The 26,595-nt window shown below is 58.0% G+C and carries 30 protein-coding genes; 15 read left to right on the forward strand and 15 right to left on the reverse strand.

The window, feature by feature from the left end; genetic code table 11:
* Positions 1–174 precede the first annotated feature (174 nt).
* The 5 genes from QOM10_RS23230 to colR all read right to left on the reverse strand — a co-directional run bounded on the left by QOM10_RS23230 (position 175) and on the right by colR (position 3,901).
* Positions 175–402 carry a hypothetical protein gene (locus QOM10_RS23230; protein WP_127929581.1) on the reverse strand — a complete coding sequence of 76 codons (228 nt, stop codon included), beginning with the start codon at positions 400–402 and terminating at the stop codon, positions 175–177.
* Between the two features lie 2 nt (positions 403–404).
* A complete protein-coding gene (locus QOM10_RS23235; protein WP_127929582.1) occupies positions 405–1,121 on the reverse strand; it encodes a lipopolysaccharide kinase InaA family protein in 717 nt (238 codons plus the stop codon).
* 4 nt (positions 1,122–1,125) lie between these two features.
* Complete coding sequence (locus tag QOM10_RS23240) at positions 1,126–1,794, reverse strand: class I SAM-dependent methyltransferase (RefSeq protein ID WP_316917020.1); 669 nt, start codon at positions 1,792–1,794, stop codon at positions 1,126–1,128.
* Positions 1,795–1,955: 161 nt separating this feature from the next.
* The gene (locus QOM10_RS23245) at positions 1,956–3,230 is read right to left on the reverse strand and encodes a sensor histidine kinase (protein WP_150750400.1); all 1,275 of its coding nucleotides are present in this window, start codon (positions 3,228–3,230) and stop codon (positions 1,956–1,958) included.
* Positions 3,230–3,901, reverse strand: a complete 672-nt coding sequence (gene colR / locus QOM10_RS23250; protein ID WP_095123294.1) for a two-component system response regulator ColR — start codon at positions 3,899–3,901, stop codon at positions 3,230–3,232. Before colR ends, QOM10_RS23245 begins: the two co-directional genes overlap by 1 nt.
* A 221-nt stretch (positions 3,902–4,122) precedes the next feature.
* Between colR and QOM10_RS23255 the strand changes: the two genes are divergently transcribed.
* On the forward strand, positions 4,123–4,866 hold the full coding sequence (locus QOM10_RS23255) for a phosphatase PAP2 family protein (protein WP_150750401.1): 744 nt from the start codon (positions 4,123–4,125) through the stop codon (positions 4,864–4,866).
* 192 nt (positions 4,867–5,058) lie between these two features.
* Here QOM10_RS23255 and groL read toward each other — a convergent pair whose 3' ends face one another.
* The 4 genes from groL to QOM10_RS23275 all read right to left on the reverse strand — a co-directional run bounded on the left by groL (position 5,059) and on the right by QOM10_RS23275 (position 8,571).
* Entirely contained in the window at positions 5,059–6,705 is a 1,647-nt protein-coding gene (gene groL, locus QOM10_RS23260) for a chaperonin GroEL (RefSeq protein WP_127929586.1), read from the reverse strand.
* A 50-nt stretch (positions 6,706–6,755) separates the two neighbouring features.
* A complete protein-coding gene (locus QOM10_RS23265) occupies positions 6,756–7,049 on the reverse strand; it encodes a co-chaperone GroES (RefSeq protein WP_007916610.1) in 294 nt (97 codons plus the stop codon).
* 248 nt (positions 7,050–7,297) lie between these two features.
* The gene (locus tag QOM10_RS23270) at positions 7,298–7,774 is read right to left on the reverse strand and encodes an FxsA family protein (RefSeq protein ID WP_016986669.1); all 477 of its coding nucleotides are present in this window, start codon (positions 7,772–7,774) and stop codon (positions 7,298–7,300) included.
* Positions 7,775–7,839: 65 nt separating this feature from the next.
* Positions 7,840–8,571 (reverse strand): HugZ family protein, encoded by a 732-nt coding sequence (locus QOM10_RS23275; RefSeq protein WP_150750402.1) that lies wholly within the window; start codon positions 8,569–8,571, stop codon positions 7,840–7,842.
* A gap of 164 nt (positions 8,572–8,735) precedes the next feature.
* Between QOM10_RS23275 and QOM10_RS23280 the strand changes: the two genes are divergently transcribed.
* A complete protein-coding gene (locus QOM10_RS23280) occupies positions 8,736–9,494 on the forward strand; it encodes an SDR family oxidoreductase (protein WP_127929588.1) in 759 nt (252 codons plus the stop codon).
* 127 nt (positions 9,495–9,621) lie between these two features.
* Here the strand turns inward: QOM10_RS23280 and apbC are convergent, their stop codons facing one another.
* Complete coding sequence (gene apbC / locus QOM10_RS23285; RefSeq protein WP_160041643.1) at positions 9,622–10,716, reverse strand: iron-sulfur cluster carrier protein ApbC; 1,095 nt, start codon at positions 10,714–10,716, stop codon at positions 9,622–9,624.
* Between the two features lie 155 nt (positions 10,717–10,871).
* Here apbC and metG point away from each other — a divergent pair, with 155 nt between their 5' ends.
* The 8 genes from metG (at position 10,872) to QOM10_RS23325 (ending at position 17,881) form a co-directional block, all read left to right on the forward strand.
* Positions 10,872–12,923 carry a methionine--tRNA ligase gene (gene metG / locus QOM10_RS23290; RefSeq protein WP_150774274.1) on the forward strand — a complete coding sequence of 684 codons (2,052 nt, stop codon included), beginning with the start codon at positions 10,872–10,874 and terminating at the stop codon, positions 12,921–12,923.
* A gap of 115 nt (positions 12,924–13,038) precedes the next feature.
* A complete protein-coding gene (locus QOM10_RS23295) occupies positions 13,039–13,608 on the forward strand; it encodes an electron transport complex protein RnfA (protein ID WP_150774273.1) in 570 nt (189 codons plus the stop codon).
* Positions 13,605–14,813, forward strand: coding sequence for an electron transport complex subunit RsxB (rsxB, locus tag QOM10_RS23300; RefSeq protein WP_316917021.1), 1,209 nt, complete (start codon positions 13,605–13,607; stop codon positions 14,811–14,813). Before QOM10_RS23295 ends, rsxB begins: the two co-directional genes overlap by 4 nt.
* A complete protein-coding gene (locus QOM10_RS23305) occupies positions 14,800–15,783 on the forward strand; it encodes an RnfABCDGE type electron transport complex subunit D (RefSeq protein ID WP_150750406.1) in 984 nt (327 codons plus the stop codon). The genes rsxB and QOM10_RS23305 overlap by 14 nt, the downstream gene beginning before the upstream one ends.
* On the forward strand, positions 15,780–16,385 hold the full coding sequence (locus tag QOM10_RS23310; protein WP_160041650.1) for an RnfABCDGE type electron transport complex subunit G: 606 nt from the start codon (positions 15,780–15,782) through the stop codon (positions 16,383–16,385). Before QOM10_RS23305 ends, QOM10_RS23310 begins: the two co-directional genes overlap by 4 nt.
* Positions 16,382–16,963 (forward strand): Rnf-Nqr domain containing protein, encoded by a 582-nt coding sequence (locus QOM10_RS23315; protein WP_316917022.1) that lies wholly within the window; start codon positions 16,382–16,384, stop codon positions 16,961–16,963. Before QOM10_RS23310 ends, QOM10_RS23315 begins: the two co-directional genes overlap by 4 nt.
* Positions 16,960–17,598, forward strand: a complete 639-nt coding sequence (nth, locus tag QOM10_RS23320; protein ID WP_034153506.1) for an endonuclease III — start codon at positions 16,960–16,962, stop codon at positions 17,596–17,598. Before QOM10_RS23315 ends, nth begins: the two co-directional genes overlap by 4 nt.
* 106 nt (positions 17,599–17,704) lie before the next feature.
* Positions 17,705–17,881 carry a PA3496 family putative envelope integrity protein gene (locus tag QOM10_RS23325; RefSeq protein ID WP_316917023.1) on the forward strand — a complete coding sequence of 59 codons (177 nt, stop codon included), beginning with the start codon at positions 17,705–17,707 and terminating at the stop codon, positions 17,879–17,881.
* A gap of 90 nt (positions 17,882–17,971) precedes the next feature.
* Here the strand turns inward: QOM10_RS23325 and QOM10_RS23330 are convergent, their stop codons facing one another.
* On the reverse strand, positions 17,972–18,598 hold the full coding sequence (locus tag QOM10_RS23330) for a response regulator transcription factor (RefSeq protein ID WP_007916656.1): 627 nt from the start codon (positions 18,596–18,598) through the stop codon (positions 17,972–17,974).
* 515 nt (positions 18,599–19,113) lie between these two features.
* Between QOM10_RS23330 and QOM10_RS23335 the strand changes: the two genes are divergently transcribed.
* Entirely contained in the window at positions 19,114–19,830 is a 717-nt protein-coding gene (locus QOM10_RS23335) for a hypothetical protein (RefSeq protein WP_150750409.1), read from the forward strand.
* A gap of 133 nt (positions 19,831–19,963) precedes the next feature.
* Here the strand turns inward: QOM10_RS23335 and QOM10_RS23340 are convergent, their stop codons facing one another.
* Positions 19,964–21,181: an argininosuccinate synthase gene (locus QOM10_RS23340; RefSeq protein WP_007916658.1), complete on the reverse strand. Its 1,218-nt coding sequence runs from the start codon at positions 21,179–21,181 to the stop codon at positions 19,964–19,966.
* A 129-nt stretch (positions 21,182–21,310) separates the two neighbouring features.
* Complete coding sequence (locus QOM10_RS23345) at positions 21,311–22,222, reverse strand: flagellar protein MotY (protein ID WP_127929598.1); 912 nt, start codon at positions 22,220–22,222, stop codon at positions 21,311–21,313.
* 160 nt (positions 22,223–22,382) lie between these two features.
* On the opposite strand from QOM10_RS23345, the gene pyrC reads away from it, so the two are divergent.
* Together pyrC and rnt are read left to right on the forward strand one after the other, a co-directional pair.
* Positions 22,383–23,429, forward strand: a complete 1,047-nt coding sequence (gene pyrC, locus QOM10_RS23350; protein ID WP_316917024.1) for a dihydroorotase — start codon at positions 22,383–22,385, stop codon at positions 23,427–23,429.
* The gene (gene rnt / locus QOM10_RS23355) at positions 23,426–24,103 is read left to right on the forward strand and encodes a ribonuclease T (protein ID WP_007916667.1); all 678 of its coding nucleotides are present in this window, start codon (positions 23,426–23,428) and stop codon (positions 24,101–24,103) included. Before pyrC ends, rnt begins: the two co-directional genes overlap by 4 nt.
* Positions 24,104–24,181: 78 nt before the next feature.
* On the opposite strand, the gene QOM10_RS23360 is transcribed toward rnt, so the two are convergent.
* On the reverse strand, positions 24,182–24,784 hold the full coding sequence (locus tag QOM10_RS23360; protein WP_003227723.1) for a peroxiredoxin: 603 nt from the start codon (positions 24,782–24,784) through the stop codon (positions 24,182–24,184).
* Positions 24,785–25,098: 314 nt separating this feature from the next.
* On the opposite strand from QOM10_RS23360, the gene QOM10_RS23365 reads away from it, so the two are divergent.
* The gene (locus QOM10_RS23365) at positions 25,099–25,317 is read left to right on the forward strand and encodes a bacterioferritin-associated ferredoxin (protein WP_003227725.1); all 219 of its coding nucleotides are present in this window, start codon (positions 25,099–25,101) and stop codon (positions 25,315–25,317) included.
* 201 nt (positions 25,318–25,518) lie between these two features.
* Entirely contained in the window at positions 25,519–25,992 is a 474-nt protein-coding gene (gene bfr, locus QOM10_RS23370; protein WP_007916671.1) for a bacterioferritin, read from the forward strand.
* Positions 25,993–26,176: 184 nt separating this feature from the next.
* On the opposite strand, the gene grxD is transcribed toward bfr, so the two are convergent.
* Positions 26,177–26,518, reverse strand: a complete 342-nt coding sequence (gene grxD / locus QOM10_RS23375; RefSeq protein WP_008079424.1) for a Grx4 family monothiol glutaredoxin — start codon at positions 26,516–26,518, stop codon at positions 26,177–26,179.
* Positions 26,519–26,595 lie beyond the last annotated feature (77 nt).

Raw genomic sequence — 26,595 nt, forward strand, 5'->3', positions numbered from 1 at the left:
TGCCGTACCCTGTGGGAGCGAGCCTGCTCGCGAAGGCGGTCTGTCAGTTAATACTTGTGGTGCCTGACATACCGCTTTCGCGAGCAGGCTCGCTCCCACAAGGGGCCAGACCCGAATTCCTGGCATAAAAAAAGGCCTCGCAACTGCAAGGCCTTTATATGGGCTTCAATCGTTTCAACTCTGCGGCCTCATCCCTTGAGAAAGTCCGAACATGAACAGCAACAGATCATGATCGGGTTTGGTCGCCACGGAGGCTTTTGCCACCCGTGGGACTGCGCAGTGGGCGTCGTCCACGGACGCGCCTATCACCTGCATGCGAGGCTGCTCCCAGGCAGCCACCGCCAATGAAGCAACTGCCAAGGCTCCAACCAAAAACAAACCTCGTGCAATTTCTAGTTTCATCGCTATAAACCTTTGATAGCGCTGCCAAACGCCGTCTCATAAAAATAGACGAGTTTCTTCCAGTCCGCGTCGCGGAACGACGAATGGCGACGCAATTGCTTCATGTCATGGGAGGCGGCGCGATAGGCCGTCAGACGCTGGCGGCATTTCTCCAGATCAATCAAGGCAACCTCGACCTTGGCCGACTCGCCTTCGCCTGTCACCCGCACAAATACGTGCTTGATGTAGATGCAGCTGTGCTGCCACCGGCCTTTGTGCATGCGCGCGAGATTTTCGGCGAGGTCTTTGAGCACCCGCTCATAAACCACGTCGCCACACTGATCACGACCACCGGCAGCCGCCAGCCAGTGTTCCAGTTCCTGAAAACCGTCCAGGGACTTGGTTACCAGCAGCGCACGCCATTTGTGTTGCGGATCAGGCTGGGCGCCGCAGAAAACGATTTCCGGCACGCGAACCCCGAGTTTGCTGACGCCGGTCAGCGCATCCAGCTCGCGCAAAACCGTAGGACGGCCAAACGGGTGCAACCAACTGCGGTAGATATGACCCGTCTGACGCTTGGCGTACAGCAGTTGTCCGTCGCGTCCAACGATACGTTGCACACCGCTTTCGCCACCCCTGCGCACGTTGGGCTCTTCTACCCATTCGCCGCGCTGATTCCAGTAGTAGTCGAAGCGGTCTTGCGGAGCGACTTCCGTTCCCGCTGCAAATTGCACTGCCATCCTGTTACCTCTTGCGTAATACGTAAACTCGCCACATGGCATAGAGCGGAATAAAGTCCAGTTGTTCCTGAATTCGAAAACCTGCCTCCTCGAACTCCTTTTCGACCGTAGCAGCCGGTAACACATAGCGATTCTGATACTCGCGTTTGTCACGGTTGCGCTCGGCACGCTGGCGTTTCCAGGCCTTGAAGTTGCCGTCGACCCACAGCGAAACAATCACACTGTCACGGGTGACGCGCTCGAATTCGCGCAGAATCGCCCGGCGATGCTCGGCTTCACCGATGTGGTGGAGCAGACGCATGCAAAAAATGCTGTCGACGGCGTTGTCAGGCAAGGCAATGTCGAATGCTGAGGTGTGCAAGGGTTGTACCCGTTTCACCACATCAGCCGGTTGCGCCTGCATGGCTGTCTTGATCATCGACTCGGAATTGTCCGCACCGATGATCACCCGGTTGGCCTTTTCCCCCAGAAGTGGCCAGAAACGCCCTGCACCGCAGGGCAGATCCAGCACCAGTCCCGGCTCACCGACCAACGCCAGCGCCTTGCGGGCCTGTTGTTCGTCACGCCAGTGGGAGAGTCGTCGTCCAAGGCTTTCTTTGTGCTTGCGCAGGTATTTTTGCGCGTGTTGATCGTCGTACTTCTCGGAAAAATCGAGTTTGATCGGGCCGGCCATCACCAGGACTCCTGAATTGCTGATGTCACCACCTTAGGGAGCGGCGTGTCAGCGTCAGGTCATCCATTTGTGAAAAAAATGTCAGGTAAACAGACAAATTATTACAGCGTTATACAGGATTTAGACAGGTGAGAGGGAGTAGCATCGAGCCACTCCGTGCGTCAGATTTTGCCCAGATCCACTTCGAAGCGGCAGCCATTGGGCTCCATCGTGCTGAGGCTGACGGTCCAGCCCTGGTTCTCGCAGATCCGCTGCACCAGCGACAAGCCCAACCCCAGGCCCTCGCCGCGCTTTTCGCTGCCACGCACGAAAGGCTCGAACATGGCTTCGCGTTTTTCTTCCGGAATGCCGACGCCGGAGTCTTCGACCGCGAAGCCGTTGGCAGTGAGTGTCAGGCGAATGAAGCCGCTTTCGGTGTAATGCAGCGCGTTGCGCAACAGGTTGCCCATCACGGCATTCAACAGGGTCGCGTTGTAGCGAACGTCTGATGGATTGCCCGGTTCGAAGATCAGCTTCAGCCCCTTGCTCTCGATCGGCCCGCGCCACAGACAGAGCAGGCTTTCGGCGACTTGCGAGAGGTTTTGCTGAAGTGCCATGCCGGCATCTTCATGCTGGGCGCGCGCCAGCATCAGGAAGGTTTGCACCAACTCGCGCATTTCTTCACTGGCGCGGGCAATACGCTCGACCTGTGAACGACCACGCTGGTCGATGCCGGGGTTTTCCAGCAGCAGTTCGCAGGAGCTGGCCAACACCATCAGCGGCGTGCGCAACTCATGGCTGACGTCGCTGGTGAATAAACGCTCACGTGTCAGCGCCTGACGCAACCGCCCCAACGTGGCGTCGAATGCCACCGCCAGTTCACCGACTTCGTCAGCCGCATAATCCGGCGCCAGCGGTGGTGCCAGCCCGAGCAATTGATCACGGTGGCGAACCTGACGCGCCAAGCGCACTACCGGCGCCATCACTTTGCGCGCGAGCACCCAACCGAGGAACACCGCCAGAGCCAGACTGAGCACAAAGCCCACCAGCACCACGGCAAACAGCACGCGCTCGCGCTCTTCAAAATCGCTCTGATCCTGCAGCAAAACATAACGCCGTCCGTCGACGATCTCGACCATCGCGTGATACGACAACTGCTCGCGGAATACCTCATGGAACCCGGAGTCGAGATGGCGCAGATCCTTGGGCAGCTCGAAATCGCCCGGTCCGCCGCTGAAATAGAACAACTGATCCGGTTCCGGACGGTGGCTCCAGTCCGAGACATTGTCCATCAACAGCAGACGCTGCAAATCGCCGCCCAGTCCGGCCGAAATCAGCTTTTCCTCGACAAGGTGCACGGTCGCGACAATGCCCATGGCGAAGGCTCCGGCGACCAGTGCACTCATCAAAGCAAAGGCAATAATGATCCGCTGGGAAAGACTTTGCCTGAACTCCATTACACATCGGCCAGGCGATAACCCACGCCGTGCACGGTGTGCAGCAGTGGCTTGGTGAACGGTTTATCGATCACTTGACGCAATTGGTGAACGTGGCTGCGCAGGCTGTCGCTGTCCGGGCAATCATCGCCCCACAGCGCTTCTTCGAGTATTTCCCGACGCAGGACATGCGGGCTCTTCTGCATCAACACTGCCAGCAATTTGAGGCCGACCGGGTTGAGCTTGAGCAATTTACCGTCGCGGGTCACTTCCAGAGTGTCGAGGTCGTAGCTCAGATCGGCGACTTGCAACGCACGGCGGCCACCGCCCTGGGCGCGGCGCATTACCGCTTCGACCCGCGCGGCAAGTTCGGACAAGGCAAATGGCTTGATCAGGTAATCGTCCGCGCCGGACTTGAAGCCTTGCAAACGGTCGTCGAGTTGATCGCGAGCCGTAAGCATGATCACTGGTGTGTCGCGGCGGGCATCTTCACGCAAGCGTTTGCACAGTGTGTAGCCGTCGATCCCGGGCAGCATGATGTCGAGCACGATCAGGTCGTAATGCTCGGTGGCTGCCAGATGCAGGCCCGACAGACCATCCTGGGCGCAATCGACGGTATAGCCTTTGAGGCCCAGATAATCGGCCAGATTGGCCAGGATGTCGCGGTTGTCTTCGACCAACAGAATTCGCATGGGCACCTCCTCCGTACGGGGTAACGGCCGTCTTGGCCCGCGCAGCTTACGGCCAAGTGTGGCTCACGGCTAGGCGTGCGTTGGGTTGTTGCGCGAGAAAAACGTTCATTGTTCCTGCCAACGTTTTTTTCACTTTCGATTAACAAATCAGCGACGCGAGCACGCGCAGACTCCGCGGGTTTGCGCTCTTCAGAACCCACCTACCGACCAAGGAATTGCCCATGGCGTCGACTTCTGCCCGCCCCGTTTCCAGGCCACTGAATTTCTGGTTGTGCCTGGGAATACCCACCGTCGCGGCGATTAGCCTGGTGTTGCTTGAACTGACCGATCTGGACATGAATCTGGCCCGCCTGTTCTATGACCCGGTGGCTGGAGACTTCATCGGGCGGCACAGCTACTTCCTCGAAGACATCCTGCATGACCGGGCCAAACAGGTGGTGATCGCCTTCTCGGTGTTTGCCATCCTCGGTTTCATCGGATCGTTCCTCGTCGCCAGGCTTAAACCGTTCAAGCGTGAACTGGGCTGTCTGGTGCTGTCGCTGGGCCTTGCCACCTCGTTCGTCACCCCGGTGAAAGCGGTGACTGCCGTGCAGTGCCCGTGGAGCCTGGAGCAATTCGGTGGCCATGAAACCTACAGCAAGTTGATGGAGCATCGGCCGCAGACCGACAAGCCAGGCCGTTGCTGGCCGGGTGGTCATGCGGCGACGGGATTCACTCTGTTTGCGCTGTTCTTTGTCCTGCGTGATCGCCGTCCGCGTCTGGCGCGTCAAGCGTTCATCTTTGCCTTTGCGCTGGGTTCGGTGTTTTCGATCAGCCGGATGATGCAGGGTGCACACTTCTTCTCGCACAACGTGTGGACGGCGATTTTCTGCTGGCTGATTTGTCTGGGGTCGTATTACTGGGTGCTGTATCGCCCGGCGGTGAAGGCCGAGGCCGTGGTCAAGGCACACCCCATCAGCGCCTGAATATAGATCCCATTGTGGGAGCGAGCCTGCTCGCGAATGCGGTGTGTCATTCAACATTAATGTGGGCTGATCCGACGCCTTCGCGAGCAGGCTCGCTCCCACAGGGGGCTGGGGGTGACGCTGATATTTGGGCAATAAAAAACCCCGCTGACTTTCGCCAGCGGGGTTTTGCGTTACAGGGACAAGGCTGGCTTACATCATGCCGCCCATGCCACCCATGCCGCCCATGTCTGGCATACCGCCGCCAGCAGCGCCGTCTTTCTTCGGCGCGTCAGCTACAGCTGCTTCGGTGGTCAGGATCAGACCGCCGATCGACGAAGCGGCTTGCAGAGCGGAACGGGTAACCTTGGTTGGGTCCAGGATGCCCATTTCGATCATGTCGCCGTATTCGCCAGTCGCAGCGTTGTAACCGAAGTTACCTTTGCCGTTCTTGACTTCGTTGACCACAACGCTTGGCTCGTCGCCGCTGTTGGCAGCGATCTGACGCAGCGGCGCTTCAACAGCGCGACGCAGAACGGCGATACCGACGTCCTGATCAGCGTTGTCGCCTTTCAGGTCAACCAGGGTTTGCAGAGCGCGGATCAGCGCCACGCCACCGCCAGGCACCACGCCTTCTTCAACGGCTGCACGGGTTGCGTGCAGGGCGTCTTCAACGCGGGCTTTCTTCTCTTTCATTTCAACTTCGGAACCGGCGCCAACCTTGATCACTGCAACGCCGCCGGACAGCTTGGCCAGACGCTCTTGCAGTTTTTCACGGTCGTAGTCCGAGGAAGTTTCGGCAACCTGAGCACGGATCTGAGCGATACGCGATTCGATGTCGCCAGCAACGCCAGCACCGTCAACGATGATGGTGTTTTCCTTGGAGATGGTCACACGCTTGGCGCTGCCCAGGTTTTCCAGGGTAGCGGCTTCCAGGCTCAGGCCGATCTCTTCGGAGATAACGGTACCGCCGGTCAGAACAGCGATGTCCTGCAGCATGGCCTTGCGACGGTCGCCGAAGCCAGGAGCCTTCACGGCTGCAACTTTAACGATGCCACGCATGTTGTTCACAACCAGAGTCGCCAGGGCTTCGCCTTCAACGTCTTCGGAAACGATCAGCAGTGGACGGCCGGCTTTGGCAACGGCTTCCAGCACTGGCAGCATTTCGCGGATGTTCGAGATCTTTTTGTCGACCAGCAGAACCAGTGGGTTGTCCAGTTCGGCAACCATGGTTTCCGGCTTGTTGACGAAGTACGGGGACAGGTAGCCACGGTCGAACTGCATGCCTTCTACAACCGACAGTTCGTTTTCCAGGCCAGTGCCTTCTTCAACGGTGATCACGCCTTCTTTACCGACTTTTTCCATGGCTTCGGCAATGATGTCGCCGATGGAGTTGTCGGAGTTGGCCGAGATGGTGCCTACCTGAGCGATTGCCTTGGTGTCAGCGCATGGCTTGGACAGGTTCTTCAGCTCTTTGACGATAGCGATGGTCGCTTTGTCGATACCGCGCTTCAGGTCCATCGGGTTCATGCCGGCAGCGACGGCTTTCAGGCCTTCGTTGACGATCGACTGAGCCAGAACGGTAGCGGTGGTAGTACCGTCACCAGCGTCATCGTTGGCACGGGAGGCAACGTCTTTGACCAGCTGCGCGCCCATGTTTTCGAAACGGTCTTCGAGTTCGATTTCTTTGGCGACGGAAACGCCGTCCTTGGTGATGGTCGGAGCGCCGAAGCTCTTCTCGATGATCACGTTACGGCCTTTCGGGCCCAGGGTCGCTTTTACTGCGTCAGCCAGGACGTTGACGCCCTTGAGCATTTTTTTACGGGCGGAATCGCCAAACAGAACTTCTTTAGCAGCCATGATCGATATTCCTTAAATACTTTGTAGTAGCGGGAAAATGAACGGGGGTATCAGCCTTCGATAACAGCGAGGATTTCGTTCTCGCTCATTACCAACAGGTCTTCGCCGTCGACTTTCACAGTGTTGCTGCCGGAGTAAGGACCGAACACAACCTTGTCGCCTTCCTTCACGGACAGTGCGCGCACTTCGCCGTTTTCCAGAGCTTTGCCCGGGCCTACAGCGAGAATCACACCGTGGTTGGCTTTTTCAGCAGCCGAACCTGGCAGGACGATACCGCCAGCGGTTTTCTTTTCTTCTTCGCTGCGACGGATTACGACGCGGTCATGCAGAGGACGAAGCTTCATTGTCGATCTCTCCTAATTGTGGTTTTCATCGGCCGGTGTAGTCCCGGCGGGTTTGACAAATCCGGCCTGCGCCGGTTGCGGCTCGTCGAGCGAGTCGCGGAAGTCTGTCCGGTTCAAATACCGGAAACCTTGCGGTGACCGATACATAAGGGCGCATAAGCTTATTACAAGGGCGGGGGCAGAAAATTTTTCACTTCAGCACCCTGAAAATGAACACGGCACCCGAGGGTGCCGTGCAGACAGTGCAGTTACTTGGTGTCGCGGTGCTCGAACTCGCCTTCGATCACATCGCCCTCGCGGCCCAGAGGCTGACGCGGTGCAGGACCGCCACGGGGTTGCAGGTCATCGGCGAATGCTCGCTGGCGCATGGCCTGTTCTTCGGCGCGCTGGCGCATTTTGTTCGCCAGCAGTCGACGGCTGAACGGCAGCAGCATGACCAGACCGACCACGTCACTGATGAAGCCTGGCAGGATCAACAGGCCACCGGCCAGAGCCAGCATCAGCCCTTCGAGCATGGTTTGCGCAGGCAGTTCGCCGCGGTTCAGGCTTTCACGGGCACGCAGGGCCGTGGCCAGACCGGCGACGCGCAGCACGAACACGCCGAACATCGAGCCGAGAATGATCAGCAGCAGGGCCGGGAAAAACCCGATAGAGCCTGCCACTTTGACGAATACGAACAGCTCCAGCACTGGAAACAGCAGAAAGAGCAACAGAAAAGGGCGCATCAAAGTTTCCTCAACGCAAGAAATGCCTTGCAGTAAGCCTTAGATGACGTCGCCCTTTCGTGAATTCAAGCATCGGCCACTGCATTTTTTGGCCAGACCTGTGCGTGAGCCAATGAAACCAAGGCTTCGCGCACTTGTGTCGGCGTATGACAAGGGGCTTGAAACGGCAACCAGTACAGCGCCTGACCAATGCGCAGGTGCATGCCCTCAGTGTCAATGCCGGCCAGTTGCGCCGGCACGCTTTTCGGCAGACCGGCGAGATCGACATAGTGCGCGATGGCTTTGGCGTGGTCGCTGTTCATGTGCTCGACCATGCTGATTTCGGCCTTGCCGGCGAACGGATTGGCCAGGGTCAGTTGATCGACCCAGTGAATCGCACCGAAACCGCCGATGTAGCGATGACGCACCGGGTTCAGCACCCAAAAATCGAAATCGTGGGCTTTGTGGTAGTTCTGCGAATCCGGGAAATAACGGTAGTAACGCTCCGCGGCCGCTTCAATGGCAGCCGCGTCTTCGAGCTTTTGCGCTTCGGCCAGGTAGGTCAGGCGACCAACGGCTTGCACGTCATCGGCCTCGCGCTCGCCGACGAGCATTGAGCACTTCGGGTCTTTTTGCAGGTTGTGGGTGTGCTGGGCGATGCGACTGATCAGGATCAGCGGCCGGCCCTGCTCATCCAGGCAGTAAGGCACCACGGAGCCAAAGGGAAAACCGGGCATCGATTTGGAGTGGGTCGACAGCACTCCGCGGTATTCCTTGAGAAGCAATTCTCGGGCATTCTTGGCCACTTCAACGCTCAATTTATGACTCCTTAAATAGTATCCGTCGAAAAAACGGACGGGCGCCCGGGATTAAGTCCCCGTCACGCCAGCGGGCAATTCTCATGTGCAACCCTGCCACGGCCGGTGCAGATCGGGAGTCGCTGAAAACAAAAACTACTCAGACCTGCTATCGGGGCATGCGAATGCAACTCAACGACAAAGTAATCATTATCACTGGCGGTTGCCAGGGTTTAGGCCGTTCGATGGCCGAGTATTTCGCCGGCAAAGGCGCGAAGCTGGCGTTGGTCGACCTCAATCAGGAAAAACTCGACGACACGGTCGCGGCCTGCAAGGCCAAGGGCGTCGAGGCCCGCAGCTATCTGTGCAACGTGGCCAATGAAGAACAGGTCGAGCACATGGTCGCTCAGGTCGCCGCCGATTTCGGTGCGATCCACGGCCTGATCAACAACGCCGGGATCCTGCGCGATGGCCTGCTGCTCAAGGTCAAGGACGGCGAAATGACCAAGATGAGCCTGGCACAGTGGCAGGCCGTGATCGACGTCAACCTGACCGGCGTGTTCCTCTGCACCCGTGAGGTGGCGGCGAAAATGGTCGAGCTGAAGACCAGCGGCGCGATCATCAACATCTCGTCGATCTCGCGTGCGGGCAACGTTGGCCAGACCAACTATTCGGCGGCCAAGGCCGGTGTTGCTGCAGCGACGGTGACCTGGGCCAAAGAGCTGGCGCGTTACGGCATTCGCGTGGCGGGGATTGCACCGGGCTTCATCGAAACCGAGATGACCCTGGGCATGAAACCGGAAGCGCTGGAGAAAATGACTTCGGGGATTCCGCTCAAGCGCATGGGCAAGCCGGAAGAAATCGCCCATTCGGCGGCGTATATCTTCGAGAACGACTATTACACCGGGCGGATTCTGGAGATGGATGGCGGGTTGCGGATCTAACTGCAAACACAAAAACCAATGTGGGAGCGAGCCTGCTCGCGAATGCAGTGGATCAGCCAACCAATGAGTTGAATGACACTCCGCATTCGCGAGCAGGCTCGCTCCCACATTTTCATCCAGCGGTTACTTAATCGTCGCTGATGGTGATGTTCGGCATCGCCGGTGTCGCCGCTTCCTGCAATACAATGCGCGCGCCGACGTGGCGGGCAAGTTCCTGATAGACCATGGCAATCTGGCTGTCCGGTTCGGCGATGACCGTTGGCTTGCCGCCATCGGCCTGCTCGCGGATCAACATCGACAGCGGCAGTGAAGCCAGCAGTTCGACGCCGTACTGGGTCGCCAGCTTCTCACCACCGCCCTCACCGAACAAATGCTCGGCATGCCCGCAGTTCGAGCAGATGTGCACCGCCATGTTTTCCACCACGCCCAACACCGGAATGTTGACCTTGCGGAACATTTCCACGCCCTTGCGCGCGTCGAGCAGGGCCAGATCCTGCGGGGTGGTGACGATGACAGCGCCGGCCACCGGGACTTTCTGTGCGAGGGTCAACTGAATGTCGCCAGTGCCCGGCGGCATGTCGATGACCAGATAATCGAGGTCGCTCCACGCGGTTTGCGTAACCAGTTGCAGCAGCGCGCCGGAGACCATCGGCCCACGCCAGACCATCGGCGTGTTGTCGTCGGTCAGGAACGCCATCGACATGACTTCAACGCCATGGGCCTTGAGCGGCACGAACCACTTCTGATCCTTGACCTCCGGGCGGGTGCGCTCGGGGATGCCGAACATGATGCCTTGGCTCGGGCCGTAGATATCGGCGTCGAGAATCCCGACCTTGGCGCCTTCACGGGCCAGGGCCAGCGCGAGGTTGGCGGCGGTGGTCGATTTACCCACACCGCCCTTGCCCGAAGCCACGGCAACCACGTTCTTGACGTTGGCCAGCCCCGGAATCTGCGCCTGCGCCTTGTGCGCGGCGATCACGGTGTTGATCTCGACTTTCGCCGCGGTCACGCCATCAAGGTTTTCAATGGCCAGTTGCAGCATTTGCGCCCAGCCGCTCTTGAACAGACCGGCGGCGTAACCGATTTCCAGCTGCACGTTGACGCGGTCACCGACGATCTCGATGTGCTTCACGCAACCGGCGCTGACCGGGTCCTGGTTCAGGTAAGGGTCGGTGTATTGGCTGAGGACGGCTTCCACCGCTGCGCGAGTGACGGCGCTCATGGGCAACTCCGATAACAAGACTGGGAAAAGATGGCGGGTATCCTACCCCTTCTATCCTCCGGACGGCACGCCCGGCAACGATTTGCAGGGGTGAAATATCTTGCCCAGCGCTTTATAGTGGCCGACCTCCGTTTCATCAAGTAGCGAAGCCCCACATGTCCGAACCACGCAAGATCCTCGTCACCAGCGCCCTGCCCTACGCCAACGGTTCGATTCACCTTGGCCATATGCTGGAATATATCCAGACCGATATGTGGGTGCGCTTCCAGAAGCATCGCGGCAATCAATGCATTTACGTCTGCGCCGACGACGCCCACGGTTCGGCGATCATGCTGCGCGCGGAAAAGGAAGGCATCACCCCGGAACAACTGATCGCCAACGTGCAGGCTGAACACAGCGCCGACTTTGCCGAGTTCCTGGTCGATTTCGACAACTTCCACTCCACTCACGCCGAAGAAAACCGTGAGCTGTCGAGCCAGATCTACATCAAGCTGCGTGACGCCGGGCACATCGCCCAGCGCTCGATCACCCAGTATTTCGACCCGGAAAAGAAAATGTTCCTGGCCGACCGCTTCATCAAGGGCACCTGCCCGAAGTGCGGCACTGAAGACCAGTACGGCGACAACTGCGAAAAATGCGGTGCGACCTACGCCCCGACTGACCTGAAGGATCCGAAGTCGGCAATCTCCGGCGCCACCCCGGTGCTCAAGGATTCCCAGCATTTCTTCTTCAAGCTGCCGGACTTCCAGCAGATGCTGCAGACCTGGACCCGCAGCGGCACCCTGCAAGACGCCGTCGCCAACAAGATCGCCGAATGGCTGGACGCCGGCCTGCAGCAGTGGGACATCTCCCGCGATGCGCCGTACTTCGGTTTCGAGATCCCGGGCGAGCCGGGCAAATACTTCTACGTGTGGCTGGATGCGCCGATCGGCTACATGGCCAGCTTCAAGAACCTCTGCAACCGCACGCCGGAGCTGGACTTCGATGCGTTCTGGGGCAAAGACTCCACCGCCGAGTTGTACCACTTCATCGGCAAGGACATCGTCAACTTCCACGCGCTGTTCTGGCCAGCGATGCTCGAAGGCGCGGGCTACCGCAAGCCGACCGGCATCAACGTGCACGGCTACCTGACCGTCAACGGCCAGAAGATGTCCAAGTCGCGCGGCACCTTCATCAAGGCCCGCACCTACCTGGATCACCTGTCGCCGGAATACCTGCGTTACTACTACGCGGCCAAACTGGGCCGAGGCGTCGATGACCTCGACCTGAACCTCGAAGACTTCGTGCAGAAGGTCAACTCCGACCTGGTCGGCAAAGTGGTCAACATCGCTAGCCGTTGCGCCGGTTTCATTCAGAAAGGTAACGCTGGCCTGCTGGTCGGCACCAATGCCGCGCCAGAGCTGACCGAGGCTTTCCTCGCTGCCGCGCCAAGCATTGCCGACGCCTATGAAGCCCGCGACTTCGCCCGCGCCATGCGTGAAACCATGGCCCTGGCCGATCGCGCCAACGCCTGGATCGCCGACAAGGCGCCGTGGTCGTTGAACAAGCAGGAAGGCAAACAGGATGAAGTCCAGGCGATCTGCGCCACCGCCATCAACCTGTTCCGCCAACTGGTGATTTTCCTCAAACCGGTGCTGCCGCTGCTGGCCGCCGATGCCGAGGCGTTCCTCAATGTCGCTCCGCTGACCTGGAACGACCACACCACCCTGCTGGCCAACCATCAGCTCAACGAATTCAAGCCGTTGATGACCCGCATCGACCCGGTAAAAGTGCAAGCCATGAGCGACGCCTCGAAAGAAGACCTGACCGCCAGCCAGACCGACACCGGTGCCGCCGCCCCTGCGGGCAATGGCGAATTGGCCAAGGACCCGCTGTCGCCGGAAATCGACTTCGACGCCTTTGCCGCCATCGACCTGCGCGTCGCGCTGATCGTCAAAGCCGAACATGTGGAAGGTGCCGACAAACTGCTGCGTCTGACACTGGATATCGGTGACGAGCAACGCAACGTGTTCTCCGGGATCAAGAGCGCTTATCCGGATCCGTCCAAGCTCGACGGTCGCCTGACCATGATGATCGCCAACCTCAAGCCTCGGAAGATGAAGTTCGGTATCTCCGAAGGCATGGTGATGGCGGCCGGCCCTGGCGGTGAAGAGATTTACCTGCTGAGCCCGGACAGCGGCGCCAAGCCGGGTCAACGCATCAAGTAAGCGACAGCAACAAAATCGATCCCACCGACGTGCCCCGCATGCCGGTGGGATTTTTCATATCTGGGCGGATACTGCCTAACCTTATGAGATACCTGCCCGTTTCGCCGACAGAACCATGACCGAACTCGTGCTTACGCTTGTCAGTGCTGCGCTGCTCAACAACTTCGTGTTGCACTGGCCGCTGGGCGTCGATCCGCTCTTGGCAGGCAATCGTCGGCAGGTGCACGCGCTGGGGTCAGCGACGCTTTGCATGATGCTGGTCGTCGGTGTGGTCGGTTACGTGATCTGGCATGGGTTGCTGGTGCCGTTGCACCTTGAAGCCCTGCGCTTGTTCGTGTTTCTGCCGTTGAGCGTTTTGCTGATCGCGCCACTGCTGAAACTGTTGGCGCGCTGCTTGCCGAATCTGCCCTTCGACGGTTTGTGGCCGTTGTTGCTGGGTAATGCCGGTGTACTCGGACTGGCGCTGATCAACGCACAAAACGATCAAGGCCTGCTGCATGCCACTGCGCTGAGTCTCGGCGCCGGGCTGGGCTTCTGGCTGGTGCTGAGCCTGTTCTGTGATTTGCGCGAGCGCACGGCCGACAACGATATTCCGCTGCCCTTTCGCGGCTTGCCGATCGATCTGATCGGTGCCGGACTGATTGCAGTGATTTTTCTCGGATTCAGTGGACTGATCAAAACATGAGTCTGATTCAACGCATCGATGCCCTCCTGCCGCAGACCCAATGCGGAAAGTGCGGCCATCCCGGATGCAAGCCGTATGCACAAGGCATCGCCGAGGGCGAGCCGATCAACAAGTGCCCGCCGGGCGGTGACGAAACCATCGCCGCACTGGCTGAACTGCTGAAAGTGCCGGTGCTGGAACTGGACATCAGTCGCGGTTCGGCGCCGCCGCAAGTGGCATACATCCGCGAAGCCGAGTGCATTGGCTGCACCAAGTGCATCCAGGCCTGCCCGATCGACGCGATTGTCGGCGCGGCGAAACTGATGCACACCGTGATCATCGATGAATGCACCGGTTGTGACCTGTGTGTCGCGCCGTGCCCGGTGGATTGCATTGAAATGCGCCCGCTGCCACTCGGCACGTTGCCGGTGGTCGGCGGCCTGGCCTTGAGTCTCGACGAGCAACGCGCCCGCGCTGCCAAACGTGATCATGCACGTCAACGTTTCGAACGACGCAATCAGCGTCTGCAACGCGAAGAACAGCACAAACAGGCTGAGCGAGAAGCGCGGGCGAAACGGTCGGCGCAACCTGAAGTGGTCGCAACCGATCCGGTGCAGGCGGCGCTGGAGCGGGTGCGTGCGCAGAAAGCGGCGACTGTGGATGCAGCACTGAAGAAAGCCAAGATCGATGTCGCGATGAGCCGTGCGCAATTGCACAAATCGTTGAAAGCTTTCGGCCATCCGCCGACATTCGAACAGCAGACGCAACTGATCGTGTTGCAGCAGCAGTTCGAAGTGGCAGAACTGGCCTTGGCGAAACTTGAAAGCAGTGCAACGCCAGCGCCCCTAGTGCCCGCCCCCGCCAAAGACGCCGAGCTGAAACGGGCGAAGATCCAGTTGGCCATGCGCCGCGCCGAACTGAAAAAAGCCCAAACCGCCGAAGCGCCGCCCGAACAGATCGCCGCGCTGGAACAAGCGTTGCGCGACGCCGAGCAGGCCCTGCACGCTGCCGAAGCCACCAGCGATCAGCCATTGCCTGACTTGGTGCGGATCGAAAAGCGCCCGATCGACAGCCAGCTTCGCCAGTTGAAAACCGAATTGGCCTACGCCCGCGCGGACCTCAATAAACTCGAACGGCGCGCCGATACCCCCACTGAAATGCTCGACAAGGCCCGCGCCCGCCTGCAATACGCCGAGCGCCAGGTGCAAGACCATGTCGCCCCTTGAAACGCCGGACAGTCGCCTGCAACAGGCGATGAAGCTGGTATTGCTGGCGACGTTGCCGGGGCTGCTGGCGTTGTTCTGGTTTTACGGTTGGGGCGTGTTGATCAATCTGCTGCTGGCGATCGTCACTGCGCTGGTGGTCGAGGCTGCCGTCCTCCGCTTGCGTCGACAACCCATGCGGCCGACGCTGAGCGACGGCAGTGCGCTGGTCAGCGCAACGTTGCTGGCTGCCGCCCTGCCGCCCTACTGCCCCTGGTGGCTGACGGTGACGGCCATTGCTTCGGGCTTGCTGTTCGGCAAGCACGTGTACGGTGGCGTCGGAAAAAACCCGTTCAACCCGGCAATGCTCGGCTTCGCGCTGGCCATGGTGATGTTCCCGCAGCCGATGACCCATTGGCCGGCCCACGGCGTGGATCTGACCGCCGCTTTTCAACAGGTGTTCGGCGCAGGTGTGGCACCGGACGCCTGGGCACAGGCCACCGTGCTGGACAGCCTGCGCATCAACAAAAGCCTGACCATGGACGAATTGTTCGCCAGCAACCCGGCCTTCGGCCGCTTTGGCGGACACGCTGTGGAATGGGTGAATCTGGCGTTTCTTGCCGGCGGGCTGTTTTTGCTGCAACGCCAGGTCTTTGCCTGGCACGCTCCAGTGGGCATGCTTGCCAGCCTGTTTGTCGTCAGCCTGCTGTGCTGGAATGGTTCAGGGTCGAACTCGCATGGATCGCCGCTGTTTCATCTGCTTAGCGGCGCAACCATGCTGGGTGCGTTCTTCATCATCACTGAACCGGTCTCCGGCGCGAAAAACGCGCTCGCCCGTCTGCTGTTCGGTGTCGGCGTCGGGCTGCTGACTTATTTGATTCGCACCTGGGGCGGTTACCCGGACGGCGTGGCGTTTGCGGTGCTGCTGATGAACCTTTGCGTGCCAGCGCTGGAGCGATTCGCCGCTGGCCGCCAGTCACAGGTGAATCCATGAACCGCACGGGCAGCGCGCTAATTGTGTTGATGTTGGTAGTCATTGGCATCGGTGCGACCTACGTCTTACAGCGCATTAACGCACCGCAGATTGCCGCCGAACAGCGCTTGATCGAAAGCCGCAAACTGCTCGACCTGCTCCCGCTCGCGGCCTACGACAATCAACCGCTGGAACAGCCGTTGGCCTTGGCAGACATAACCCTGAACCACAGCACTTTGACCGGCGGTTATCGCGCGACCCGAGGCGGCCAGACCGCAGCGATCCTGCTGCGCAGCCAAACCCGGGGTTATGCGGGCGCCATCGAACTGTTGATCGCCATCGATGCCAACGGCAAATTGTTGGGCGTGAAAACTCTCCAACAGGCCGAAACGCCTGCACTCGGCGGGCACCTGGGAGACTGGCCGAACGCCTGGCTGCAGACGTTTATCGGCAAATCGAGCAATGAACCGAGCGATGCGGGCTGGGCGTTGAAAAAGGATCAAGGCCAATTCGATCAGATAGCCGGTGCGACCATCACCTCTCGCGCCGCGATCAGCACGATCCACGATGCCCTGCGTTACTTCGATGCTCATCGGGCGGCACTGCTGGGGAGCGGAACATGAACCGCTTAGCAACCCTCTCGACCGCATTGATGCTGACCCTGCTGCTTGGCACCAGTGACTCATTGGCAGGCGCACTGGGGACATTGTTGATGTTCGCCACAGTTGTGGGTCTGTATGGCCTGTGCATGCCGGCTTTGCGGTCGAGGCTCAGTGGTACAAGCGCATTACTGGCCAGCCTGTTGCTCGCCGCGACCTTCACCAGTTGTGCAGATCTTTTGGCGCAGCGCTGGTTTCTGCCCTGGCAGCAAGCATTCGGCCTGTATACCAGCCTGATCGCCTTGCAATGCGTGGTGCTGGAACACCATGGTTTCTGGCATCAATCATTGGCCGAACGCGTCAAACTCTGCGCGACGTTCGGTGGACTCATGCTGGTACTTGCAGGACTGCGTGAACTCATCGGTCACGGTAGTCTCGGCCGGGGGCTGTCCGAATCCTGGCCAGGTCTTGTTCTGTTTAACGAAGGGCTGCACCTGATCACCTTGATCCCCGGTGCTTTTATTTTGTTGGCGCTGCTGCTGGCGGCGCGCCAGGCGGTGATTCGCCCGAACTCAATTTCCAAGGAAATACATCGTCCATGAATGCTGCAAAACGTCTGGAGATTTTCCGTCGCCTGCACGAAGACAATCCGGAGCCAAAGACCGAACTGGCCTACTCCTCGCCGTTCGAGCTGTTGATCGCCGTGATTCTTTCGGCGCAGTCGACTGACGTAGGCGTCAACAAGGCCACGGCGAAGCTGTTCCCGGTTGCCAATACGCCGGCAGCGATCCACGCGTTGGGTATCGAAGGTCTATCCGAATACATCAAGACGATCGGTCTCTACAACAGCAAGGCCAAGAACGTTATCGAAACCTGCCGCTTGCTGGTCGAGCGCCATGGCAGCGAGGTTCCGCAAACCCGTGAAGAACTCGAAGCCTTGCCGGGGGTGGGCCGCAAGACCGCCAACGTCGTGCTCAACACGGCTTTCCGGCAGCTGACCATGGCCGTCGACACCCACATCTTCCGGGTCAGCAACCGCACCGGCATTGCCCCGGGCAAAAATGTGGTCGAGGTGGAAAAGAAGCTGATGAAGTTTGTGCCCAAGGAATTCCTGCTCGACTCTCATCACTGGCTGATCCTTCATGGTCGCTACGTGTGTCTGGCCCGCAAGCCACGCTGTGGCAGTTGCCGGATCGAAGACTTGTGCGAGTACAAGGACAAAACTTCGGACGATTGACCGGCTATTGGAATAATTGATAAGTCGATTGAAAAAATCTTTTTTACCCACCGCAGGAATATCGATATAAGGGGCGCCAAAGGCATTCTTAGCCGGGAGTTAGCTGATGAGTAGCGACAAAGAGCCACTGGATGTAGATGACGAAATCGCTGCAGAAACTGATGACGCCGAACCTGTGGTCGAGGTCGCCAAGACCAACCTGAGCAAGCGCCGCACCATCGATAACCTGCTCGAGGAGCGCCGACTGCAAAAGCAATTGGCCGAATACGATTTTGATGACTGATATTTGAAAGCCTCCTGAACCGGAGGCTTTTTACTTTCTGCAGCTAGCTGGATTCGATCGGCCCATGACCCTGTCAGCTACTACAGGCATTCAGACCAGACCATTGCGCTGCGCCAACTCGATCAGATCAACCAGGGAACGTGCATTGAGCTTCAACAACAAGCGGGTCTTGTAGGTGCTTACGGTTTTGTTGCTCAAAAACATGCCATCGGCGATTTCCTTGTTGGTCTTTCCCCGTGCCAACTGCTGCAACACCATCATTTCCCGACCGGACAGACGATCTACCATGTCGGCCTCACTGGCATTACCCAAACTGGTTCGCACCGTATGCAAAGCCTGATTGGGGAAATAACTGTAGCCCGACAATACCGCCTTGATCGCACTGAGCAATTCGGTCAGGTCCTGCTGTTTACAGACATAGCCGGCCGCCCCCGACTGCATGCAGCGCATTGAAAAATGCCCGGGAGCCTGTGAAGTCAATACCAGGACTTTAATAGGCATGGCCGTCGAAGTCAGTCGCGCAATAACTTCCAGACCATCAAGTTTCGGTATCCCAATATCCAGAATAACAATATCCGGCATTTGTTCTCGAGCCAGTTGTAACGCATCCACACCGTTATCAGTCTCTGCGATGACTTCGTAGCCATGACGTTCCATTAGCATACGCACCGCAAGACGAATGACAGGGTGATCATCCACGATCAGCACTTTATTCATGGGCAAGTCCAGTTTCGCTGTTCGAATTTTTAGAACACGCACAATAGCCCAGCCACTTGCTCTATGGCATGCCAGGATAATCATGCACTTGCATCGAAAGACATGCCCTACAGTCATTGCGGATTAATCCTACAAAAAATCGCTATCCATCTAAAAATCCGACGTCATCGCCTCCTTCGCACTCGGCAATATTGGCCTATTTACATTGTTACAGGTTACTTCCAGCAGGACTGAAATCGTGCCTCGCCACTGCGATCGATAACACCTGAGCCGCGCTGAACAGGCTCGAATCGGCGGACGCTAGCGACACTGATTCAACTTAGAAACATCAGGAAATATCAGCTCGAGAACAACACACCCTCTCGGCCAGAATATAAACACCTGAAACAAGATATTTATACCTGACCCATTGTTTTTGCTATAAAAATAAACATCTCGGAAAACAACTACCAAACAAAAACTCGACACCTACTAATACAGCAACTATGAGAAAGACCAGACAGAAGAGCCAAAGCATGTTGAAAATAAAAAGCAAAATCACCAACCCAATGACAGTCATTGCCATATTTGCCGCCATTTCGGAAACATCAGCCGCGATCTCGTTACCGTTTCTTGATAATAAGGACCGGGAAATATACGTGTGGTTTTTGATCAGCTTTCCGTTTTACTTGTTATTTCTTTTCTTTATTACACTAAACTTCAACTACCGTTCCCTCTACTCACCCTCCGACTTCGGCAAAGACAAAAACTTTCTAAAAGTAATCGATAACAATGATCGCGAGAACAAACGACACGCCTCGTCCCAGGAGCCTGCCATGCAAGGTGCATTTGGCCTATCAAGTTGTATCGTGCCGAGTGAGTCAAGCACTGTCGAACGGCAAGACGCGTGCAGAATCCACAACGCACCTGACCCACCGTCGGACATCAACACAAAGCCGAACCTGATTGTTCAGCACAACATTCAGTTACCTGCATGGGTCAGTAACCTGCACCTCATTGATGCGAGGGATGTCGATGAAGCGAGGGAGCTGGCGACGATTCTGGAAAAAATCCGAAACCTTGACAGGAAAACTGCCCGGGTAGTCGTCTTCCTTTCCAATCACGTATCGGATGTTTTACTGACGAAAAACGCAGTGCAGCAAAGCAAGCAGGTAAAAAAGGGCTCAGGCAAGACGCTCTTTATCGTCTATAACCTGTGTTCACAAGCAGTGACGCTGATGGCACGGACATGAACGATGAGTCTCGGCGACAAGCGCGAAGACCAGAAACATGGCTTGAACAGATCCAGACAAAGAATCATGCAAAAAGGGCGACCTTGTCTCGATGACAAGGCCGCCCTTTTCATTGCGCGTCAGTCTGTAACACTCAGAACAGCTTGCGGCCCTTGTTGGCAGCAATGCGCATGCGCAGCGCGTTGAGCTTGATGAAGCCCGCCGCGTCGGCCTGGTTGTAAGCACCGCCGTCTTCTTCGAAGGTCGCGATGTTGGAATCGAACAGCGAATCGTCGGACTTGCGGCCAGTGACGATCACGTTGCCTTTGTACAACTTCAGGCGCACAACACCGTTCACGTTGACCTGCGAAGCGTCGATCATCTGCTGCAGCATCAGACGCTCAGGGCTCCACCAGTAACCGGTGTAGATCAGGCTGGCGTATTTCGGCATCAGCTCGTCTTTGAGGTGAGCGACTTCGCGGTCCAGGGTGATCGACTCGATGGCGCGGTGAGCGCGCAGCATGATGGTGCCGCCCGGGGTTTCGTAGCAACCACGGGACTTCATGCCGACGTAACGGTTTTCAACGATGTCGAGACGGCCAATACCGTGAGCACCACCGATCTTGTTCAGCGTCGCCAGCACGGTGGCCGGAGTCATTTCGACGCCGTCCAGTGCAACGATGTCGCCATTGCGGTAGGTCAGTTCCAGGTATTGCGCTTTGTCAGGAGCGTTCTCCGGGGAGACGGTCCATTTCCACATGTCTTCTTCGTGCTCGGTCCAGGTGTCTTCCAGCACGCCGCCTTCATAGGAGATGTGCAGCAGGTTGGCGTCCATCGAGTACGGGGACTTCTTCTTGCCGTGACGCTCGATCGGGATCGCGTGCTTCTCGGCGTAGTCCATCAGCTTCTCGCGGGACAGCAGGTCCCACTCACGCCATGGTGCAATGACTTTTACGCCTGGCTTGAGTGCGTAGGCACCCAGTTCGAAACGCACCTGGTCGTTGCCCTTGCCGGTGGCGCCATGGGAAATGGCGTCAGCGCCGGTTTCGTTGGCGATTTCGATCAGACGTTTGGCGATCAGCGGACGTGCGATGGAAGTACCCAGCAGGTACTCACCTTCGTAAACGGTGTTGGCGCGGAACATCGGGAACACGAAATCACGCACGAACTCTTCGCGCAGATCGTCGATGTAGATTTCTTTGACGCCCATGGCCTGAGCCTTGGCGCGGGCCGGCTCGACCTCTTCGCCTTGACCGAGATCAGCGGTGAAGGTCACCACTTCACAGTTATAAGTATCCTGCAGCCACTTGAGGATCACCGAAGTGTCCAGGCCGCCGGAATACGCCAGAACGACCTTGTTTACGTCCGCCATGCCATCACTCCACGGGGTTCTACGGAAAGCCGAGGAGTCTACCGCTCAAACGCGATAATTTACAGAGGCGCGACAGCTTAAGACGACAAAGCGACAGATTCTGTCGAGAGCGCGACGATGACCGGCGGGTCAGGAAGTCGCTGCAGTGCTGGCTGGTGTGCTCGCTTGAGGCGCAGGCGCGGGGCTGACCGGCGCCACGCGCGCCAGTTTCACATTGACCCGACGGTTCTTCGCGCGATTGGCCGCATTGGTGTTCGGCACAATGGGATATTGCTCGCCGTGGAAACGCACGGTGATCTGCGATTCCTGAATACCATTGGCCTTGAAGAAGTCGACGACAGCCAGCGCGCGGCGGCGCGACAGTTCGCGGTTGGTCAGGCGATTGCCGCTGTTGTCGGAATGGCCGTCGAGTTCGATGTGATTGACCGTCGGATCGGCTTTCATGAATTCGAGCATTACTTGCAGCCTGGCCTTGGCGGCGGCGTCGAGGTCAACGCCCTCGCCGGGGAAGCCGATCTGCGACTGTTTGATCTGGTCAAAATTCTGCGGCAGCAATTTCGCTACACACGTCTGGTAATCGTTGAAGGCTTTGCTGAATTTGACCGGCAGCAAGCGAACTTCCGAGACGCGGCCGTCGCCCGAGGCACGGCGTACAACCGGGCTACGGCCGTCCAGCAGGCCACTGATCAGACCACCGGCCTGAGACTGCGAGCTGTTGAACAATACGTTGCCGCTGCCGAGCCTGACGCTGCCCAGGTTGATGTCGCCACGGCCCGGCTGCCAAGGCGCCGCCGCCGCGAGCAAGGTCGCTGAACCGCCGCCAAGCATGGCGTTGTAGGCATTCAGACGAAATATCGCCTGCTCACCGGCCTTGCGCACGAACTCACCCGAGCCGAAATCAGTGATCGGCTGGGTCAGACGACATTCGAACTTGTCGCCGGCGACCGTCCACTCAATGTTCTCCAGACGGGTCTGGTACGTGAGCGCCATCGCGGGAAGGCTGGCAAACACACTGAGCAAGGCTAAATAACGCTGGCGCACGGGAGGCTCCATTGGCTTCTGAAACACAAAGACCGATTCACACTATGTTTACGGCATACCTACGGGATATCGGAAGGTTCCGGCAAAACTTGATAGCGAGTGCCTGCAAGAGTCTTTTCCGGTAGCATTCGCCTCAGTTTGACCCGCCTGGAATCCCCTCATGTCCGACCGCCTGACCCTGCTGCGTCCCGACGACTGGCACATTCATCTTCGCGATGGTGCCGTGTTGACCAATACCGTTGCCGATGTTGCGCGCACCTTTGGCCGCGCCATCATCATGCCCAACCTGGTACCTCCGGTGCGCAACGCCGCTGAAGCCGACGGCTATCGCCAGCGGATTCTCGCTGCCCGCCCGGCCGGCAGTCGCTTCGAGCCGCTGATGGTGCTGTACCTCACCGACCGCACCCAGCCCGAAGAAATCCGTGAGGCCAAGGCCAGCGGTTTTGTGCACGCCGCCAAGCTGTACCCGGCTGGCGCGACCACCAACTCCGATTCCGGGGTAACCAGCATCGACAAGATTTTTCCGGCGCTGGAAGCCATGGCCGAAGTCGGCATGCCGCTGTTGATCCACGGTGAAGTTACCCGTGGCGACGTCGACGTGTTCGACCGCGAAAAGATCTTTATCGATGAGCACATGCGCCGCGTGGTCGAGCGTTTTCCGACGCTGAAAGTGGTGTTTGAACACATCACCACCGGCGACGCCGTGCAGTTCGTCAACGAGGCTTCGGCCAACGTTGGCGCGACCATCACCGCGCATCACCTGCTCTACAACCGCAACCACATGCTGGTCGGCGGGATTCGGCCGCACTTCTATTGCCTGCCGATCCTCAAGCGCAACACGCATCAGGAAGCCCTGCTCGACGCCGCCACCAGTGGCAGCGCGAAGTTCTTCCTCGGCACCGATTCGGCGCCACACGCCCAGCATGCGAAGGAAGCCGCTTGCGGTTGCGCCGGCTGCTACACCGCGTACGCCGCCATCGAGATGTACGCCGAAGCCTTCGAACAGCGTAACGCGCTGGACAAGCTCGAAGCTTTCGCCAGCCTCAACGGCCCGCGTTTCTACGGCCTGCCGGCGAACTCCGATCGCATCACCCTGGTTCGTGAAGAATGGACCGCCCCAACCAGCCTGCCGTTTGGCGAGCTGACCGTTATCCCGCTGCGCGCCGGTGAAAAACTGCGCTGGCGCCTGCTGGAGGAACACGCGTGAGTGAAGACCATTTCGACGACGAACTGGACGGTCAAAGTGGTGGTGGCGGTTCCCGTCACCCAATGGCAGCACGCTTTCGCGGCTACCTGCCGGTAGTCGTCGACGTAGAAACCGGTGGCTTCAACTCGGCCACCGATGCGTTGCTGGAGATTGCCGCGACCACCATCGCCATGGATGAAAAGGGTTTCGTTTACCCGGATCACACCTACTTCTTCCGCGTTGAGCCGTTCGAAGGCGCCAACATTGAAGCGGCAGCGCTGGAGTTCACCGGGATCAAGCTCGATCACCCGCTGCGCATGGCCGTCAGCGAAGAAACCGCACTGACCGACATCTTCCGTGGCATTCGCAAAGCGTTGAAGGCCAATGGCTGCAAACGCGCTATTCTCGTTGGTCACAACAGCAGCTTCGACCTTGGCTTCCTCAACGCGGCCGTTGCGCGTCTGGACATGAAGCGCAACCCGTTCCACCCATTCTCCAGCTTCGACACCGCGACGCTGGCCGGTCTGGCGTACGGTCAAACCGTACTGGCAAAAGCCTGCCAGGCCGCCGACATCGATTTCGACGGTCGCGAGGCGCACTCGGCGCGTTACGACACCGAGAAAACCGCTGAGCTGTTCTGCGGCATCGTCAACCGCTGGAAACAGATGGGCGGCTGGGAAGATTTCGACGATTGATTGATGATCGTCGGGTAAATCCCGCACATGAAAAAACCGGCCACAGGGGCCGGTTTTTTTGTACCTCGACGTTGCGCCTTACAGGGCAGCAGCGTTCTCGGTCAGGTAGGCAGCAACGCCTTCTGGCGAAGCGTTCATGCCTTTGTCGCCTTTTTTCCAGTTGGCAGGGCAGACTTCGCCGTGCTCTTCGTGGAATTGCAGAGCGTCGACCAGACGGATCAGCTCTTCCATGTTACGGCCCAGCGGCAGGTCGTTGATGATCTGCGAGCGGACAACGCCTTTGTCGTCGATCAGGAACGCGCCACGGAAAGCCACGCCGCCTTCGGATTCAACGTCGTAAGCCTTGGCGATGTCGTGCTTCATGTCGGCAGCCATGGTGTATTTCACCTGGCCGATACCGCCATTGTTCACTGGAGTGTTGCGCCATGCGTTGTGAGTGAAGTGCGAGTCGATCGACACAGCGATCACTTCAACGTTGCGTGCCTTGAAGTCAGCCATGCGGTTGTCCAGAGCGATCAGCTCGGAAGGGCAGACGAAGGTGAAGTCCAGTGGGTAGAAGAACACCAGGCCGTATTTGCCTTTGATGGCCGAGGACAGGGTGAAGCTGTCAACGATCTCGCCATTGCCGAGTACGGCCGGGACGGTGAAGTCAGGGGCTTGTTTGCCTACGAGTACGCTCATTGATATCTCCTGGTGTAAAAACTTGAAGTTCAGGGTTCGCGCCAGCCTGCCACCCTCAGGCGACAGCCCTGTGACACGAACCCCCTTCGCAAGGGCCGACCATCATACACTGCGAATTTGGCCTGTCCTTAACGGTTTTTTAAAGCAGGCGCAGAACGGCGCTGCATTTACGGGGCCAGGCAAATCGCCAGTAATCACCGTTCGTCAGTCACCGCGCTCAATCGGCTAAAGCCTTCCGAAAGCACTTTGACAATCATTCTCGTTAACATTAAGATCCATCGCAATTGAGTCACAACCAGCGACGGTTCTCACTTATGTATGTTTGTCTCTGCACTGGCGTCACCGACGGACAGATCCGCGAAGCGATCTATGAAGGTTGCTGCAGCTATAAAGAAGTCCGCCAGGCCACCGGCGTCGCCAGCCAATGCGGCAAATGTGCCTGCCTTGCCAAGGAAGTCGTACGCGAAACCCTGACCAAGCTGCAAACCGCTCAGGCCGCGATCCCCTATCCGGTAGAATTTACTGCTGCGTAATAACACCCCATTTCAAAGAACCGGACTTATGTCCGGTTTTTTTATGCCTGTAAATCAATTGCTTAGGCTCCAGACGCGGAACACAAACATTCTTATTCCGATTAATTTTCATATATTATTCAATAACTTAGGTTTGACACTTATAAGTACGAAGCTCAAACTCTGCCGTATATACAGCTATTACAGGGCAGGACTCCGATCATGAAAGGCGACATTACAGTCATCCAGCATCTCAACAAGATCCTTGCCAATGAGCTGGTCGCGATCAATCAGTACTTCCTGCATGCGCGCATGTATGAAGATTGGGGTCTGAACAAGCTCGGCAAGCACGAATACAAAGAATCCATCGACGAGATGAAGCACGCGGACAAGCTGATCAAGCGCATCCTGTTCCTCGAGGGCCTGCCGAACGTGCAGGATCTGGGCAAGCTGCACATCGGCGAGCACACCAAGGAAATGCTGGAGTGCGACCTGCGTATCGAGAAGACCGGCCACGCTGACCTGAAGACCGCGATCGCGCATTGCGAGACCGTCGGTGACTTCGGTAGCCGTGAACTGCTTGAAGACATTCTCGAATCCGAAGAAGAACATATCGACTGGCTCGAAACCCAACTGGGCCTGATCGATAAAGTCGGTCTTGAGAACTATCTGCAATCGCAGATGGGCGAAGAGTAGGAGCTGCCGAAGGCTGCGATCTTTTCAGATTGCACCGGCAACTTGCAGTAACTTTTCGAACGCACTAAAAAGCCCCGCCCTCTTTCGAGTGGCGGGGCTTTTTATTGGCTGGAGATCAAAAGATCGCAGCCTCGTTTCACTCGACAGCTCCTACACCAGCAGCTGTCGCATGAAACCTGGTCAATCAGGCTTCGGACTTGTTCGCCGCTGCCGCTTCAACAGCCGACTTGATGGTGCTTTGCAGCGAACCGTCTGCAGCCATCTCGGTCATGATGTCGCTACCGCCGACCAGCTCACCGCCGACCCACAGTTGCGGGAAAGTCGGCCAGTTGGCGTATTTAGGCAGGTTGGCGCGGATTTCCGGGTTCTGCAGGATGTCCACGTACGCAAACTTTTCGCCACACGCCATCACAGCCTGTGCAGCTTTCGCAGAGAAGCCGCACTGCGGGGCATTCGGCGAGCCTTTCATGTAAAGCAGAATGGTGTTGTTGGCAATCTGCTCTTTAATCGTTTCGATGATATCCATGGAGCACCTCGGCTGAACTTTCCGACTCATGGGTCGGCACGGTGACGCATTGTAACGGAATCCCGAGCGCCATGCTC

This window comes from Pseudomonas sp. P108 (assembly GCF_032613195.1).
Taxonomy (GTDB): Bacteria; Pseudomonadota; Gammaproteobacteria; order Pseudomonadales; family Pseudomonadaceae; genus Aquipseudomonas.

Coding starts and splice junctions, on each gene's coding strand:
- QOM10_RS23230 (WP_127929581.1), bottom strand. CDS start 402: ATGAAACTAGAAATTGCACGAGGTTTGTTTTTGGTTGGAGCCTTGGCA.
- QOM10_RS23235 (WP_127929582.1), bottom strand. CDS start 1,121: ATGGCAGTGCAATTTGCAGCGGGAACGGAAGTCGCTCCGCAAGACCGC.
- QOM10_RS23240 (WP_316917020.1), bottom strand. CDS start 1,794: ATGGCCGGCCCGATCAAACTCGATTTTTCCGAGAAGTACGACGATCAA.
- QOM10_RS23245 (WP_150750400.1), bottom strand. CDS start 3,230: ATGGAGTTCAGGCAAAGTCTTTCCCAGCGGATCATTATTGCCTTTGCT.
- colR (WP_095123294.1), bottom strand. CDS start 3,901: ATGCGAATTCTGTTGGTCGAAGACAACCGCGACATCCTGGCCAATCTG.
- QOM10_RS23255 (WP_150750401.1), top strand. CDS start 4,123: ATGGCGTCGACTTCTGCCCGCCCCGTTTCCAGGCCACTGAATTTCTGG.
- groL (WP_127929586.1), bottom strand. CDS start 6,705: ATGGCTGCTAAAGAAGTTCTGTTTGGCGATTCCGCCCGTAAAAAAATG.
- QOM10_RS23265 (WP_007916610.1), bottom strand. CDS start 7,049: ATGAAGCTTCGTCCTCTGCATGACCGCGTCGTAATCCGTCGCAGCGAA.
- QOM10_RS23270 (WP_016986669.1), bottom strand. CDS start 7,774: ATGCGCCCTTTTCTGTTGCTCTTTCTGCTGTTTCCAGTGCTGGAGCTG.
- QOM10_RS23280 (WP_127929588.1), top strand. CDS start 8,736: ATGCAACTCAACGACAAAGTAATCATTATCACTGGCGGTTGCCAGGGT.
- apbC (WP_160041643.1), bottom strand. CDS start 10,716: ATGAGCGCCGTCACTCGCGCAGCGGTGGAAGCCGTCCTCAGCCAATAC.
- metG (WP_150774274.1), top strand. CDS start 10,872: ATGTCCGAACCACGCAAGATCCTCGTCACCAGCGCCCTGCCCTACGCC.
- QOM10_RS23295 (WP_150774273.1), top strand. CDS start 13,039: ATGACCGAACTCGTGCTTACGCTTGTCAGTGCTGCGCTGCTCAACAAC.
- rsxB (WP_316917021.1), top strand. CDS start 13,605: ATGAGTCTGATTCAACGCATCGATGCCCTCCTGCCGCAGACCCAATGC.
- QOM10_RS23305 (WP_150750406.1), top strand. CDS start 14,800: ATGTCGCCCCTTGAAACGCCGGACAGTCGCCTGCAACAGGCGATGAAG.
- QOM10_RS23310 (WP_160041650.1), top strand. CDS start 15,780: ATGAACCGCACGGGCAGCGCGCTAATTGTGTTGATGTTGGTAGTCATT.
- QOM10_RS23315 (WP_316917022.1), top strand. CDS start 16,382: ATGAACCGCTTAGCAACCCTCTCGACCGCATTGATGCTGACCCTGCTG.
- nth (WP_034153506.1), top strand. CDS start 16,960: ATGAATGCTGCAAAACGTCTGGAGATTTTCCGTCGCCTGCACGAAGAC.
- QOM10_RS23325 (WP_316917023.1), top strand. CDS start 17,705: ATGAGTAGCGACAAAGAGCCACTGGATGTAGATGACGAAATCGCTGCA.
- QOM10_RS23330 (WP_007916656.1), bottom strand. CDS start 18,598: ATGAATAAAGTGCTGATCGTGGATGATCACCCTGTCATTCGTCTTGCG.
- QOM10_RS23335 (WP_150750409.1), top strand. CDS start 19,114: ATGTTGAAAATAAAAAGCAAAATCACCAACCCAATGACAGTCATTGCC.
- QOM10_RS23340 (WP_007916658.1), bottom strand. CDS start 21,181: ATGGCGGACGTAAACAAGGTCGTTCTGGCGTATTCCGGCGGCCTGGAC.
- pyrC (WP_316917024.1), top strand. CDS start 22,383: ATGTCCGACCGCCTGACCCTGCTGCGTCCCGACGACTGGCACATTCAT.
- QOM10_RS23360 (WP_003227723.1), bottom strand. CDS start 24,784: ATGAGCGTACTCGTAGGCAAACAAGCCCCTGACTTCACCGTCCCGGCC.
- QOM10_RS23365 (WP_003227725.1), top strand. CDS start 25,099: ATGTATGTTTGTCTCTGCACTGGCGTCACCGACGGACAGATCCGCGAA.
- bfr (WP_007916671.1), top strand. CDS start 25,519: ATGAAAGGCGACATTACAGTCATCCAGCATCTCAACAAGATCCTTGCC.
- grxD (WP_008079424.1), bottom strand. CDS start 26,518: ATGGATATCATCGAAACGATTAAAGAGCAGATTGCCAACAACACCATT.